The sequence below is a fragment of the Streptomyces bathyalis genome, from assembly GCF_015910445.1.
GTDB lineage: Bacteria > Actinomycetota > Actinomycetes > Streptomycetales > Streptomycetaceae > Streptomyces > Streptomyces bathyalis.
Genome location: NZ_CP048882.1, coordinates 980,970 through 994,180, shown reverse-complemented (window position 1 = coordinate 994,180; position 13,211 = coordinate 980,970). Strand labels below are relative to the sequence as shown.

General features: G+C 70.3%; 7 protein-coding genes. 1 reads left to right on the top strand and 6 read right to left on the bottom strand.

Annotation, left to right across the window (positions count from 1 at the left end; all coding sequences use genetic code 11):
- Positions 1 to 34: 34 nt before the first annotated feature.
- On the bottom strand, positions 35 to 1,861 hold the full coding sequence (locus G4Z16_RS04395) for an AMP-dependent synthetase/ligase (RefSeq protein WP_197349279.1): 1,827 nt from the start codon (positions 1,859 to 1,861) through the stop codon (positions 35 to 37).
- Between the two features lie 301 nt (positions 1,862 to 2,162).
- On the opposite strand from G4Z16_RS04395, the gene G4Z16_RS04390 reads away from it, so the two are divergent.
- Entirely contained in the window at positions 2,163 to 3,254 is a 1,092-nt protein-coding gene (locus G4Z16_RS04390; protein ID WP_197349278.1) for a bile acid:sodium symporter family protein, read from the top strand.
- Here G4Z16_RS04390 and G4Z16_RS04385 read toward each other — a convergent pair.
- The 5 genes from G4Z16_RS04385 to fdhF all read right to left on the bottom strand — a co-directional run bounded on the left by G4Z16_RS04385 (position 3,204) and on the right by fdhF (position 13,158).
- Positions 3,204 to 5,060, bottom strand: coding sequence for an exo-alpha-sialidase (locus G4Z16_RS04385; RefSeq protein WP_197349277.1), 1,857 nt, complete (start codon positions 5,058 to 5,060; stop codon positions 3,204 to 3,206). The two genes, G4Z16_RS04390 and G4Z16_RS04385, sit on opposite strands and share 51 nt — an antisense overlap.
- A 298-nt stretch (positions 5,061 to 5,358) precedes the next feature.
- Positions 5,359 to 7,263 carry a molybdopterin biosynthesis protein gene (locus G4Z16_RS04380; protein WP_197349276.1) on the bottom strand — a complete coding sequence of 635 codons (1,905 nt, stop codon included), beginning with the start codon at positions 7,261 to 7,263 and terminating at the stop codon, positions 5,359 to 5,361.
- Positions 7,260 to 8,480 (bottom strand): molybdopterin molybdotransferase MoeA, encoded by a 1,221-nt coding sequence (locus G4Z16_RS04375; protein ID WP_197349275.1) that lies wholly within the window; start codon positions 8,478 to 8,480, stop codon positions 7,260 to 7,262. Before G4Z16_RS04375 ends, G4Z16_RS04380 begins: the two co-directional genes overlap by 4 nt.
- Positions 8,477 to 10,207, bottom strand: a complete 1,731-nt coding sequence (locus tag G4Z16_RS04370; RefSeq protein ID WP_197349274.1) for an NAD(P)H-dependent oxidoreductase subunit E — start codon at positions 10,205 to 10,207, stop codon at positions 8,477 to 8,479. The genes G4Z16_RS04375 and G4Z16_RS04370 overlap by 4 nt, the downstream gene beginning before the upstream one ends.
- Positions 10,204 to 13,158, bottom strand: coding sequence for a formate dehydrogenase subunit alpha (gene fdhF / locus G4Z16_RS04365; RefSeq protein WP_197349273.1), 2,955 nt, complete (start codon positions 13,156 to 13,158; stop codon positions 10,204 to 10,206). Before fdhF ends, G4Z16_RS04370 begins: the two co-directional genes overlap by 4 nt.
- Positions 13,159 to 13,211 lie beyond the last annotated feature (53 nt).

The following is a 13,211-nucleotide window of genomic DNA, read 5'->3' as shown; positions in this document are numbered from 1 at the left end:
ACTTCGCCGTGCGCCGCGTCGCGGCGCGCTCCCGTCACTGGTGGTACAGCGCCTCGATCTCGACGGCGTACGCGGTCTCGATCGCCTTCCGCTTCAGCTTCAGCGACGGGGTCACGTACCCCGCCTCCTCGGTGAACTGCGCCGCGAGTATCCGGAATGTGCGTATCGATTCGGCCTGCGAGACCTGGGTGTTGGCGGCGACGACGGCACGCCGCACCTCCGTCTCCAGGTCCGGGTCGCGCACGAGCTCCGTCGGCTTCAGCTCCGGCTTCTCCCGCATCTGCAGCCAGTGCGTCACCGAGTCCGGGTCGAGGGTGACCAGGGCGGAGACGTACGGGCGGTCGTTGCCGACCACGATGCACTGCGCCACCAGCGGGTGCGCGCGCACCCGCTCCTCCAGCACGCCGGGCGAGACGCTCTTGCCGCCTGAGGTGACGAGGATCTCCTTCTTGCGGCCGGTGATGGTGAGGTAGCCGTTGTCGTCCAGGGCGCCGAGGTCCCCGGTGGCCAGCCAGCCGTCGCGCAGGGCCTCGTCGGTGCCCTTGGGGTTGTTGAGGTAGCCCTGGAAGATCTGGTCGCCGTGCAGCCAGATCTCGCCGTCGTCGGCGATGTGCACCGTCGTGCCGGGCAGCGGGTGGCCGACTGTGCCGAACTTCGTCCGCTCGGGCGGATTGAGCGTGGCGCCGGCGCTGGTCTCCGTCAGGCCGTAGCCCTCGTAGATGCGCATGCCCACACCGTCGAAGAAGAGCCCGAGCCTGCGCTCCATCGCGCTGCCGCCGGAAATGGCGCCGCGGCACAGGCCGCCCATGGCCTCGCGCAGCTTGCTGTAGACGAGCGTGTCGAAGACCTGGTGCTTCAGACGGAGTGACGCGCTCGGTCCGGGGCCCGTGCGGAACGCCTTGTGCTCCATAGCCTCGGCGTAGCGTACCGACACCTCGACGGCCTTCTCGAACGGGCCGAGCTTGCCCTCCAGTTCGGCCTTCCGCCGGGAGGCCTGGAAGATCTTCTCGAACAGATACGGCACCGCGAGCATGAACGTCGGCTTGAACGTCTGCAGGTCGGGCAGGAGCGCATCGGCAGCCATGACCGGCTGGTGACCGAGCCTCACCTTGGCGCGTATGCACACAAGCTGCACCATCCGCCCGAAAACGTGGGCAAGGGGCAGGAAGAGGAGCAGGGAGGGCGGCTCACTCGGCTTGTGGCTGAAGACGGGCGCGTACTTGCCCTGGATGGCTTCGGCGTCCGCGATGAAGTTCGCGTGAGTGAGGACACAGCCCTTCGGGCGGCCCGTGGTGCCCGAGGTGTAGATGATGGTGGCCGTGGAGTCCGGCGTGACCGCGAGCCGGTGCCGGTGGACGATGTCGTCCTCCAAGTGGGCGCCGGCGGCCATGAGTTCCTTCTCCGCCTGGGCGTCCAGCTGCCACAGTCGCTTGAGCTGCGGAAGACGGTCGATGACGGAGCCGACCGTCATCGCGTGGTCCTCGTGCTCGACGATCGCGGCCGTGACTTCGGAGTCGTGCATCATCCAGCAGACCTGCTCGGCGGAGGAGGTCGGGTAGATGGGCACCACGTGAGCGCCGATGGCCCATAGGGAGAAGTCGAGCAGCGTCCACTCGTAGCGCGTGCGGGACATGATGGCGACCCGGTCACCGAAGCGGATTCCTTCCGCCAGCAGGCCCTTGGCCATGGCCATGACCTGGTCACGGAACTCCGCGGCGGTAATATCCTGCCACTCGCCTGCCGCATCCTTGCGGGACAGCGCGACCCGGTCGGGGTCCTCCGTGGCATGATCGAAAACGGTGTCAGCCAGCCCGCCAACCTGGGGTGTGGGCGCCAGAGCCGGGACGGTGAACTCGCGCAATGGGAATGCTCCTCGACGTGCAGTGCACAGCTGTGTAAGCACAGCGCGCGGTGACCGTATCCGATGAAAGAGCTGGTGGGGAGAGGGCCCGAAGCCGGTCAACCCGTCATTTCGGGACGCATCGGATTGGTGTCGTCAGGTTGTTGCAGATCGTACGAGTTTTCTGCACCGAACCTCCCCGAGTAAAGCAGCTGCGGGCCACGGGAGAGAATGGGTCCGGAGGACATTTAACGGCACGCCTCGTGGAACCCGGCCCCGGGTCCTGTTCCGCGACAGTCAACAGCACCGCACCGAGGGAGACATGCGCCGACTGGCACAACTGGCCGACCCGTACATCGCTCTGCTGCTGGGCACCGTCCTGCTCGCGGCGTTCCTGCCGGCGAGCGGGAGCATGGCCACCGGTCTCGGGTGGAGCACCAAGGCAGCCGTCGGACTGATCTTCTTCCTCTACGGCGCCCGCCTCTCCACGCGGGAAGCCTTCGAGGGCCTGCGGCACTGGCGGCTCCAAGTCCTCGTCCTGTTCTGCACGTTCGCTGCCTTCCCCCTGATCGGGCTGGCGACACGGGCGCTCGTCCCGTACGTGCTCACTCCCGGGCTGCAGGCGGGGCTGCTCTTCCTGTGCCTGGTCCCCTCGACGGTCCAGTCGTCGATCGCCTTCACCTCGGTCGCACGCGGCAACGTGCCCGCCGCGATCTGCGCGGGCACCTACTCCAGCCTGATCGGAATGGTGGCCACTCCGCTCCTCGCGGCCTGGTTCATCGGCGGTCACGTGGCGCTCGGCGCCGAGGGGCTCGTGGGAATCGTCTGCCAGCTGTTCGCGCCGTTCGTGGCAGGGCAGTTGCTCCGCCGCTGGATCGGCGGCTTCATCACGCGGCACCGCCGCATCCTCGGCTTCGTCGACCGCGGATCGGTGCTGCTCGTGGTCTACACGGCCTTCAGCCAGGGCATGATCGAGGGGATCTGGGGCCGGATCACGCCGATGCGACTGGTGGCGCTGCTCGGCGTGGAGGCCGCGCTGCTCGCGCTGATGCTGATGCTCACGTGGGTGGGGGCGGGCCGGCTCGGCTTCACACGTGCCGACCGCCTCGTCACCGTCTTCGCCGGGTCCAACAAGTCGCTCGCGGCCGGACTGCCCATGGCCAGCGTGCTGTTCGGAGCGCAGGCGAGCCTCGCCGTGCTGCCGCTGATGCTCTTCCACCAGATGCAGCTCGTCGTCTGCGCGTTCCTCGCCCGGCGCTGGGCCAGGACGGCACCGGAGGCACCCGTCACCGATGGCACGACCCGCACCGTCGCGGCGGGGGGACCGCCGGCGACGGCGCGGGGCGTGCGGCGCGCGAACCGCTCAGCGTCCGCGAGGGGAGCCGACACTCTCCAGCGGGATATCCAGCACTGAGCGCCCGCCGGAAGTGACGCGCACCTCGTCCAGAGCGCCGGTGAAGTGCGCCCGGCTGTCGACCTTCTGACCCAGGTGCACGCCGAAGGGTGACGTGACGCTCACCGAGCCCGGCACGTCAGGCGCGGACACGCTCTCGCTGTCGACCGTGAGCCGCAACTGGCCGTCCTCCCGGCGCAGTTCGACCCGATGCCACCGTCCGTCGTTGTACGCGCTCGCGGTGGACACCTGGGCCGTGGTGCTCGGCGCCGGGACCTGTCGTGCGGTGACCGCCGCTGTGATGCGGCCGCCTGTCGGGTCGGCCACGAGCCGGACCTGCGGCTGCGCGGTGCCGACACCGCCCATCCACAGCAGCGGCTGCTCCCCGGTGCCGGCGGTGTAGCGGAACCACAGGCGCGCCGCGAAGTCCCGTTCTCCCAGGGGCAGTCCACGACGCAGGGGCAGCCGCACGGCGTCGTCACGGCCGTCGAAGGCCAGGGCGTTCCCGTGGTGCCCGGGCACCTGCTGCGCACCGCCCAGCACCGCCGCGTCCCCGGCGTGGGGAGCGCGGTCGGCCGTCACCGGGTCCGGGCCCCTGCGGGGGCCGAGCCAGTCCTCCGTGAAGGCGGCGAACCGGATCTCGTCGCGGGCGTCGACCGGGCCGCCCTCGTAGAGCAGGCCGATGCGCTCGCCGCTCGCGCGGACCATGTCGGAGTAGCCGGACCAGTCGGTGGTCACGGTGCGGCCGCGGTCCACGCCCTCCCACGTCGCGCCCTCGTCGTAGGAGGAGCGGATCGTCATCGTGCGGCGCCGGTCGGGGTCGGCGGGCGCGGACAGCAGCAGCCTGTCCGTGCCGCCGGAACTCAGTACCGAGCCCTGGACCTGCGGCGTGTAGAGCCCGGGCAGTGCGCGGAACGGGGTGGTGAAGAACTCTCCGCCGCCCCGGGCGACCGCTGTGGCCCGGTGACCGAGGTCGGTGCCCTCGGTCTCCCGGGCGCTCGCGAGGACCGAGCCGTCGCGGCGCTCGTGGAGGCTCATCTCCTGCGGCTTCTGCCGGAAGGCCCCCTCGTCCGAGTGCCGATGGCTGTCCCTGGCTCCGAGCCGCCAGTTGCGGCCGCCGTCGTCGCTGATCGCCAGCGCCGCATGGTTCCGGGTGTTCCTGCCGTCGCGCCAGGTCTCACCGTTGACGCCGAGGACGAGCCGGCCCCCGTGCCGTCCGTGGCGCAGCTGAAGGCCGTGCCCGGGGCCCGTCGCGTACCAGGAGTTCCAGTCCGGGGGCCGGATCTGTGAGCTCAGGTCACGCGGCGGCGACCAGCTCTCGCCGTCGTCGTCGCTGTATTGCAGGTGCGGGGTGCGGTCGCAGGGGGACTCGCAGCTCTTCCCGTCCGCACGGCCGGTGTTGAACGTCTGGGCGAGCAGGATCCGCCCGGTGCGTTCGTCCACGACGGGCTGCGGGTTGCCGTGGGTGTCGCCGCCGCCCTCGCTGACCACACGCAGGGGGCCCCAGGTGCGGCCCCCGTCGGAGGACCGCCTGACGACGATGTCTATGTCACCGGCGTCGCCGCAGTCGCGCACCCTTCCCTCCGCGAAGGCCAGCAGTGTGCCCTTGACCGTGCGTACGACGGCGGGGATGCGGAAGCACCTGTAGCCCTGATCCGGCGTCGCCTTGAAGAGCACCTGCTGGGTGAAGGGCGGCTCGGTGCTGCGGGCGGACGCTTCCGCGCCCGCGGCGGGCTGCGGAACCGCCAGCAAGGCGGCGCACAGGGAGACCAGCAGTCCGGTTCTGAGGAACGCTCCGTGACGTAAGGCTGAGAGACCAGGACTCATGTACGCCCCTTCCGCGGCCCGCGAGGCACGGGCCGTGATCGGCGGTTCGCGGGATGTCCGGATGCACTGGGGGTAACCATGCCCGGCCGTGCCCCGGGCTACGTCGGGACGAAGGTGAACAACGCGGGTACGGGCGCGCCGAGGAGCGCACGTGGAGCCGGAGGCGTGGAGTCGCAGGGACTCGCCGGACACGGACACGGACACGGACGCGGACGGGCAGGGGCGCCCGCGGCGTTCCGTCACATGGCCACATGGACGGCTCTCAAGTGGGGGTTGCTGGGCCGGCGGGCCGCGAGAGTCAGCGGATGCGTTTGCCGGTCTCGGCGCAGGAGTAGCCGCCGAGGTCCTCGACGCGGGCCCGGAAGTCCGGGCTGTCGAGCAGGGCCCACAAGGGTGCGAGCAGTTCCTGCGACACGTCGTCCGAGCGAAGCACCAGGTCGTAGGGCTCCTGAGCGACAGGCACGAAGTCGAGGCCGAAGGCGCGGGCCGCGGCCAAGATGCCCAGGCCGGTGTCTGCACGGCCGGCCGACACCGCAGCGGCGACGGCGAGGTGGGTGTGTTCCTCGCGGTCGTAGCCGGGGATGGTGCCGGGGTCGATCTCACGCCGGGACAGTTCGTGGTCGAGCAAGGCACGGGTGCCGGCGCCGCGTTGGCGGTTGACGTAGCGCACACCGGGCCGAGGCAGGTCGTCGATCCCCTTGAGGCCCAACGGATTCCCCGGGGCGACGATGAGCCCCTGGTCCCGGTGCACGAGCCGGATCACGGCGGCGTCGGCGCCGAGGAGCTTGTCGACGTAGGGCAGCGTGTACTCGCCGGTGGCGGGGTCGAGCAGATGTGAGCCGGCGAGGTGGCACAGCCCGTCGCGCAGGGCTACCAGTCCGCCGAGGGAGCCGACGTTGGAGGAGGCGAGTGTCACCAGGGGATCGGTGGCGCGCAACGCCGAGGCAGCGAGGTCGAGCACGAGGTCGTGCGAGCCGATCGCGACGATGGTCCGGTCGATCTCGGCGAGCCCGCGCAGGAGTTCCACCCGGACCTCGGTTCCGCCGTGGTGTCCTTCGACACCCGCCGGGACGACGAGGAGGCCGTCGGCGCGCACGAGCGAGGTGAGCACGCCAGCGCCGCGGGGCAGTGGCGTCGCGACGATGTCATCCTGCACGCGGCCGAGCCGGACGCGGACCCAGTCGTCCATCCCGACCACCGACGGCAGTTTCCGGGCGAGCCGGGCTGTCGTCGAGGGCCGCTCGCGGGGCGCGGCGCCTTCGAGTTCGGCAAGCAGCGGCGCGGCGAAGATGTCGAAGGTGAGCGCCGCGGAGACCGGGTATCCGGGGATGCCGAGCACCGGTTTGGCCGGGCCCGTGACCGTCCCGAGTACCACGGGGTGCCCGGGACGCACAGCAACGCCATGCACGGCAACGCTTCCCGCTTCGGCGACGACCCGCGCGGTGTAGTCGTCGCGGCCCGCGCTGGACCCCGCGATGAGCATGACCAGGTCGGCTTCTTCCGCGGCTGCGCGCACGACGGCGGTGATGGCCGCAGGGTCGTCGACGACGATGTCGGTGACCCGGGCGTCGCAACCGGCCTCACGGGCCTGCGCAGCCAGCATCAAGGAGTTGGTGTCCGCGATCTCCCCGGGACGCAGCTCGGTTCCGATGGGCCGGATCTCGTCGCCGGTAGGGATGATCATTACGAGCGGCGCCCGCCGGACGGACAGCTCGGTGAGGCCGGCCGCGGCGCAGGCGGCGACGTCGACCGGGCGCAGCCGGTGACCTTCGGGCAGCAGCAGTTCGGCGGCGCTGATGTCTTCGCCGATGGAGCGCACGTGCTGGTAGGGCGGCACCGCGGCGCGCAGCTCGGCGCCGTCGGAAGTGCGGTGAACATGTTCACGCATGACCACCGCGTCATATGCGGGCGACAGCGGATCGCCGGTGTCGACGACTTCGAAGTCCGTCACGACCACCGGGGTGGTCTCGGAGGCACCCACCGTGTCGGCGGCGCGCACGGCGATGCCGTCCATCCCGGACGAGTCGAACCCCGGTGAGGACCGGCGGGCCCACACCGGTTCCGCGGTGACCCGGCCGACCGCGGCGCCGACGGGTACCCGGACCGCTTCGACCCGGGCCGGGCAGCCGGTGGCAGCCCGTGCCTCCCGCCAGGCGGCATGGGCCTGAGCGGCGGGTACGTCGGAGACGAACGGACTGTTCATGCGTACAGGGTTACATCGACGTCGAGACCGTCGTCGAGCCCGGTGGCCGGTTCGGGAATGATCACGTATCCGTCCGCGCGGGTGTGCACCGACAGCAGGGCCGACGGCCCGAACAGCGGTTCCGCGACGCCGTCCCTGACTTGCACCTGGACCACGTCGAGCCGCCCGGCCGCCGAGGCCAGGTCTCGCGACAGCCGGGCCCTCGTGGTCGGGCGGGCCGGTGGGGTCTCGCAGCCGCTGAGCCGCCACAGCACGGGAATCCCGACCTGCCCGAACACCACCAGCGCGGACAGAGGGTTACCCGGCAGACCGATCACCGGGATGCCGCCGCATTCGGCCAGCAGGGTCGGCTTCCCGGGCTTGATCGCGAGCCCGTGGCACCAGACGTCTCCGAGCGCGGCTACGGCTCCCATGGTCTCGTCCCGCGCACCGACCGAGGATCCGGCCGAGACGACCACCAGGTCCGCCTCGGGAAGCACAGCGGTCAGCTTGTCCTTCAGCGCGCCGGGCTCATCGGAGACGATGCCGGCGACGACGGGTTCACCAGCGGCATCGAGTACGAGGCCCGCCAACGCCGACGCGGTGGCATCCCGGACCTGGCCCGCAGTCAGCGAAGCGGTCTCGGGCGGGACGACCTCGTCGCCGGTGGAGATGATCACGACCCGGGGCCGCGCGTGCACAGGCACCGACACCACTCCGGCGGCGGCCAGAAGCCCCAGGTCCGGTGCACGCAGCGGCCGTCCGGCCGGGACCAGCGGTGCGCCGGTGGCCACATCGTCGTCGGCGCGCACGATTCCGGCGCCCGGCGCGACCGGCCGGGTGACCTCGATCGTGCCGGGCACGGTCTCAGCGGTGTACTCGACCATCACCACCGCGTCCGCCCCCTCGGGCAGCGAACCGCCGGTCGGCATCGCCACGCATCCGCCCGGCCGCACGGACACCGTGGGCGCTGCGCCCATGTCGACCGCTCCGAGCAGGTCGAGATACGACGGCAGGCCGTCCGACGCGCCATACGTGTCCGCCGCCCGGACCGCGAAGCCGTCCACAGTGGACCGGGTGAAGCCGGGCAGGGAGTGCGGCGACGGGACTTCGGCGGCGGGCACGCGGTGCAGCGCCGCCGGCAACGGCACACTTTCGATCGCGGTGCGGTGCGCCGGCCGGAAACCGGCGAGTGCCTCAGCGACGGTGCGGGTGGTGAAGAACTCGCGTCCGCTCACCGGGGCGGCTGGTCCTTCGATCCTTCGGGCCTCGGCTGCGGGCGCGCCACGGCACCGCCGTTGTCCAAGCCCAGCACCGACACCACCGGCCCGAGTGCGACTTGGCCGAGTCCACAGATAGACGTCTTCCGCATGGCCTCTTCCAGCTGCAGGATCTTCCCGCGCCCAGCATCGTCCAAAGCGGATCCGGAGTCGAGCACGCCGCGGAGCAACGTGTGCGCCTTCGTCGAACCGACCCGGCACGGCACACACTTGCCGCACGACTCGTTGCGGAAGAACCTCAGCACGTTCGTCGCCGCGGCCAGCAGGTCGGTGCCCTCGGCCAGCACCACAAGGGCGCCGGATCCGAGCATCGTGCCGGCCTCGGCCAGCGTGCCGAAGTCCAGTCGCAGGTCGAGCCGGTCGGGGCTGATGAAGTTGGACGACGCCCCGCCGGGCTGGACCGCACCGACCGGTGCGCCGTCGAGCACACCACCGGCGGTGTCGATCAAATCCCGCACGGTCGTGCCCATCGGCACGCAGTACACGCCCGGGTTGCTCACGTGCCCGGAGACGGCGAAGAACTTCCAGCCGACCGACTCGCCGATGCCCTGCGAGCGCCACCACTCCGCGCCCCGTTGCAGGATCACCGGTACGTCGGCGAAGGTCTCCACGGAGTTGATCAGCGTCGGGCGGCCGTGCAGGCCGTAGTTGCCGGGGAACGGCGGCTTGTTGCGGGGTTCGCCGCGGTGGCCCTCCATGCACTCCAGCAGCGCCGTCTCCTCGCCGAGGATGTATCCGCCGGGGGAGACGAAGATGTCCAGTTCCAGAGTGCGCCCGCTGCCGCACGCGTCGGGCCCGATCACTCCGGCGTCCCGCAGCGCGGCGATCTCTTCGCGCAGGACGTGTTCCTCGGGTCCGTACTCGTGCCGGATGAATACCCAGCCCTGCTCGGCGCCGACCGCCACCATGCCCAGCAGCAGCCCTTCCAGCACCAGGTGCGGCTGGTCGGCGAGGATCTTCCGGTCCTTGAAGGTGCCGGGTTCGGACTCGTCGGCGTTGCAGATGGCGTACTTCACCGTGCCGGGTTGGGCCTCAGCGACCAGGCCCCACTTCTTCCCGGTCGGGAACCCGGCGCCGCCCATGCCGCGCAGCCCGGAGTCGTTCAGCGTCGCCACGACGGACTCGGTGCTGATCTCGCCGGCCAGCACCGCGCGCAACGACCGGTAGCGGCCGGCCACTTCCGATCCTGCCGGGTACGGGTCGTTGGGCCACGGTTCGTCGCGGCGCGACGCGGTCGCGTGCCCGACTCCGGCACCGCGGGCGGCAGTGACCAGATCGTCCACCTCGGACACGGGGGCGGGGTGCTCGTTCACCGCCGCCGCAGGCGCGATGTCGCACCGGCCCAGACACGAGACCTGGGTCAGCTCGACATCGGTGTCCTCGCCGTACTGCTGCTTGATCTCCGCGATCCGGTCCGCACCCGAGCGCAGCCAGCACGACAGATCGTGGCACACGCTGACCTGCACCGGCTTCGGCGGTGTGGTGCGGAAGTGCGGGTAGAAGGAGATCAGGCCCTCGATCTCGTACCGCGGCCGACGGACCTCGCGGGCAAGCTCCTCCAGTTCCTCCCGCGGCAGCCAGCCCAGCCGGGCCTGGATCGCGTTCAGCGCCGGAATCAGCGACGGGCCCGGGAACTTGCCCGCCCGCGCCTCCACACCGGGAACCCGTTCGGGGCTGAAGGTCATTCCGCCACTCCTGCCGCTGAGACGGATTCCGTGTCCACCGCATCCAGGGCCTCGATCTGGATCGCGCAGAACTTGAACTCGGGGATCTTGCCGAACGGGTCGATCTCGTCGATGGTCAGCAGGTTCGCCGCCGCTTCCCGGAAATGGAACGGGATGAAGCAGTTCCCCAGTTGCTCGCGGTGGGAGATCCGGACCTGCAGCTCGATCACGCCGCGCCGCGATCGCACCTGCGCCAGCTCACCGTGGGACAGGCCGCGGTCCGCGGCATCCTTCGGGTGCATGTACACCTCTGGGATCGGTGAGATCGAGTCCAGTGCGAACGACCGCCGTGTCATCGACCCCGTGTGCCAGTGCTCGAGCAACCGGCCGGTGTTGAGCACCAACGGGTATTCCGCGTCCGGGAGTTCCTTGGCGGGCAACCACTGCGCGGCGACGAGGTGCGCCAGTCCGTCGTCGGTGTTGAACCGCTCGTCGAAGAGCACCACGGTGCCGTCGCTGTGCTCCGGGTCGTCGTTCGGGTACAGCTTCCCGGACAGGCCGAGGTTGTCGTGGGCGAGGTTCTTGTACGAGGGCATCAGCGCGACCATCTCGTCGAAGATCTCGCTCGGTGAGCCGTAGTTCCAGTCCAGGCCGATCCGCTGGGCGATGTCCTGCACGATCTCCCAGTCCACCCGGGCCTGACCGGGCGGATCCATGACCTTGCGGCCCAGCTGCACGCGGCGGTCGGTGTTGGTGTAGCTGCCGTCCTTTTCCAGGTAGGACGAGGCGGGCAGGATCACGTCGGCGAACTCGGCGGTCTCGGTGAGGAAGATGTCCTGCACGACCAGGAAGTCCAGCGCCGCCAGGGCTTTTCGGACCTTGTTGATGTTCGGGTCGGACAGGAACGGGTTCTCCCCGAGCATGTACATCCCGCGTACGCCATCGGGTTCGAGCACCGAACCGATGATCTCGGTGACGGTGAGGCCCCGGTTCGGATCGAGCGTCGTGCCCCAAGCCTGCTCGAACCGTTCGCGGGTGCCCTCGAGGTCGACGCCCTGGTAGTCCGGGTAGAACATCGGGATCAGGCCGGCGTCGGACGCCCCTTGCACGTTGTTCTGACCGCGCAACGGATGCAGACCGGTGCCGGGCCGGCCGACGTTGCCGGTGATCGAGCAGAGCGCGATCAGGCAGCGGGCGTTGTCGGTGCCGGTGGTGTGCTGGGAGATGCCCATGCCCCAGTAGATGACGCCGGCGCCGGCTTCGCCCCACTCGCGGGCGACGGCGCGTATCAGGTCCGCGTCCACGCCGGTGATCTGGGCAGCGCGCTCCGGTGGGTAGTCGGCGACCGTGCGGGCCAACTCGTCGTAGTTGGACACCCGCTGGGCGATGAACTCCCTGTCGATCAGGCCGAGCCGGATCACCTCGTGCATGATCGAGTTGTAGAACGCCACGTCCGTGCCGGGCTTGACCTGGCAGTGGTAGTCGGCGTGTTCGGCGACCGTGCTGGCCCTCGGGTCGACATAGACGATCTTGGTGCCGCGGCGGCGGGCCTGCTTGAAGAACGAGCTGGCGACCGGATGGTTCGCCGTCGGGTTGGAGCCCGTGATGATCACGATGTCCGCGTTGGCCACGTCGCCGTAGGTCGTGGACACCGCGCCGGAGCCGACGCCCTCGAACAGCGCGGCGACCGAGGAAGCGTGGCACAGCCGCGTGCAGTGGTCGATGTTGTTCGTCCTGAACCCGGCACGGATCAGCTTCTGGAAGAGGTACGCCTCCTCGTTGGAGCACTTCGCCGAGCCGAACCCGGCGATCGCGCCCGGACCGCCGGTCGCGTGGATCTCCATGAGCCGGCGCGCCACGAGGTCGAGCGCCTCCTCCCACGTGGCTTCCCGGAAGTGCGGCAGCACCTCCTCGTAGTCGACGAAGCCACCGGGTTTGCGCCGGCCGTCGCGGCCGCGCTTCTGCTTCCGTCCGCCACCGCTGCGGTTCCCGCCACCTCCGGAGCGCCCGCGGTCGTTGTCGGCGTCACCGCGCACGTCCGCGGACAGCGGGCCCTTCGGGTACGACGAGTCGACGCGGATGAGCGGCACGGTGAGCCGCTGCGGCGAGGCGGCGTAGTCCCAGCCGTAGCGGCCCTTGACGCACAGCCGGCTCTTCGAGCCCGGCTGGTCGCGGCCTTCGGCGAAGGAGATCCCGCCGCGGTCGCGGTCGACGTAGTAGGTCAGCGCGCAGCCGACGCCGCAGTAGGGGCAGACGCTGTCCACGGCGTCCAACTGCTCGCGGGGCTGGATCGGGATGAGGTTGATCGGCTTGTTGGTCAACGCGCCCGTGGGGCAAGCCTGCACGCACTCGCCGCAGGTGACACAGGAGCTGGAGCCCATGGGGTCATCGAGATCGAACGCGATCTTCGTGGAGTAGCCCTTGCCGGAGCGGCCGATCACGTCGTTGCCCTGGATGTCGTCGCAGGCCCGGACGCACCGGTCGCACAGGATGCAGGCGTCGTGGTCGACGTTGATGACCGGGTTGGACGAGTCCTTGCCGCGGCCGGATCCGCACGGCAGGTCGGTGGTCTCCTTGGAGAGGTCGAAGCCGTCGGCCAGCGCCAGCAACAGGTTGTCCCCGGTGGTGGTCTGCTTCGGGTCCTCCTCGCGGGCCGGCTGGTCCGACAGCAGCAACTCGGTCAAGGTGGCGCGGCTGCGTTCCACCTCCGGCGTGCTGGTCCTGACCTCCATGCCGTCCTCGCACGGGCGCACGCACGCGGCGGCGAACGCGCGGCCGCCGGTGTCGACAACGCACATGCGGCAGACGCCGACCGGGTCGTAGCGCTCGTTGTGGCACAACACGGGAATGTCGACGCCGACCTGCTGCGCCGCGGTGTAGATGCTCGTCCCCTCGGGCACCGTCACGGAGTTGCCGTCGATCGTCGTGGTGACCGTGCGCACAGCGGTGTCCGGCTCGTCGACTACCGTCATCACTGACCTCCGTCACAAGCGAGCGTATGTTGTATACAAAAGAGCTGTATACA